Source organism: Janthinobacterium pasteuri (assembly GCF_051380775.1).
GTDB lineage: Bacteria > Pseudomonadota > Gammaproteobacteria > Burkholderiales > Burkholderiaceae_D > Janthinobacterium.
In genome coordinates this window covers 1-1,815 of the sequence record NZ_JBNYXS010000050.1, presented here as the reverse complement: position 1 = coordinate 1,815, position 1,815 = coordinate 1, and the positions used below count along the sequence as shown (strand labels likewise).

General features: G+C 51.1%; 1 rRNA gene. It reads right to left on the bottom strand.

Features of this window, described 5'->3' with window-relative positions:
* Positions 1-109 precede the first annotated feature (109 nt).
* Positions 110-1,815: ribosomal RNA gene (locus ACQ4WN_RS26145) — 23S ribosomal RNA — on the bottom strand; the annotation flags it as partial.

Here is a 1,815-nt window from a genome sequence, read left to right as displayed (position 1 = left end):
TTGAGCGACAAAGCCTGAATCTGGAAGAAGCAAAGATTGGGTAATGAATAGTAGTATCAACAAACTCACAACGTTGTACCGTCTTATCCTCTGTACCTGCTAAGGTTATAGGGACAAGCCGTACGGGCAATTAGTACTGGTTAGCTTAATGCATTACTGCACTTCCACACCCAGCCTATCAACGTCCTGGTCTCGAACGACCCTTCAAAGAGCTCAAGGCTCTGGGAAATCTCATCTCAAGGCAAGTTTCCCGCTTAGATGCTTTCAGCGGTTATCTCTTCCGAACTTAGCTACCCGGCAATGCCACTGGCGTGACAACCGGTACACCAGAGGTTCGTCCACTCCGGTCCTCTCGTACTAGGAGCAGCCCCCTTCAAATTTCCAACGCCCACGGCAGATAGGGACCAAACTGTCTCACGACGTTTTAAACCCAGCTCACGTACCACTTTAAATGGCGAACAGCCATACCCTTGGGACCGGCTACAGCCCCAGGATGTGATGAGCCGACATCGAGGTGCCAAACTCCCCCGTCGATATGAACTCTTGGGAGGAATCAGCCTGTTATCCCCAGAGTACCTTTTATCCGTTGAGCGATGGCCCTTCCATACAGAACCACCGGATCACTATGTCCTACTTTCGTACCTGCTCGACTTGTCAGTCTCGCAGTTAAGCACGCTTATGCCATTGCACTATCAACACGATGTCCGACCGTATCTAGCGTACCTTCGAACTCCTCCGTTACACTTTAGGAGGAGACCGCCCCAGTCAAACTGCCTACCATGCACTGTCCCCGATCCGGATAACGGACCAAGGTTAGAACCTCAAACAAACCAGGGTGGTATTTCAAGGTTGGCTCCACGAGAACTAGCGTCCCCGCTTCAAAGCCTCCCACCTATCCTACACAGATTGGTTCAAAGTCCAATGCAAAGCTACAGTAAAGGTTCATGGGGTCTTTCCGTCTAGCCGCGGGTAGATTGCATCATCACAAACATTTCAACTTCGCTGAGTCTCGGGAGGAGACAGTGTGGCCATCGTTACGCCATTCGTGCAGGTCGGAACTTACCCGACAAGGAATTTCGCTACCTTAGGACCGTTATAGTTACGGCCGCCGTTTACTGGGACTTCAATCAAGAGCTTGCACCCCATCATTTAATCTTCCAGCACCGGGCAGGCGTCACACCCTATACGTCCACTTTCGTGTTTGCAGAGTGCTGTGTTTTTATTAAACAGTCGCAGCCACCAGTTTATTGCAACCCTTTCACCCTCATGGAGTAAACCAATCAAGCTACCGGGGCGTACCTTTTCCCGAAGTTACGGTACCAATTTGCCGAGTTCCTTCTCCCGAGTTCTCTCAAGCGCCTTAGAATACTCATCTCGCCCACCTGTGTCGGTTTGCGGTACGGTCTCGTATGACTGAAGCTTAGAGGCTTTTCTTGGAACCACTTCCGATTGCTTCATGAACAAGTTCACTCGTCCCATCCCCTTGAATTCCGCGCCCGGATTTGCCTAAGCGCCTTCTATGAGACAGAAACTGACTATTCCAACAGTCAGACAACCTTCCGCGATCCGTCCCCCCATCGCATCATACGACGGTGCAGGAATATTAACCTGCTTCCCATCAGCTACGCATCTCTGCCTCGCCTTAGGGGCCGACTCACCCTGCTCCGATGAACGTTGAACAGGAAACCTTGGGCTTACGGCGTGGAGGCTTTTCACCCCCATTATCGCTACTCATGTCAGCATTCGCACTTCTGATACCTCCAGCATCCTTTACAAGACACCTTCGCAGGCTTACAGAACGCTCTCCTACCATAT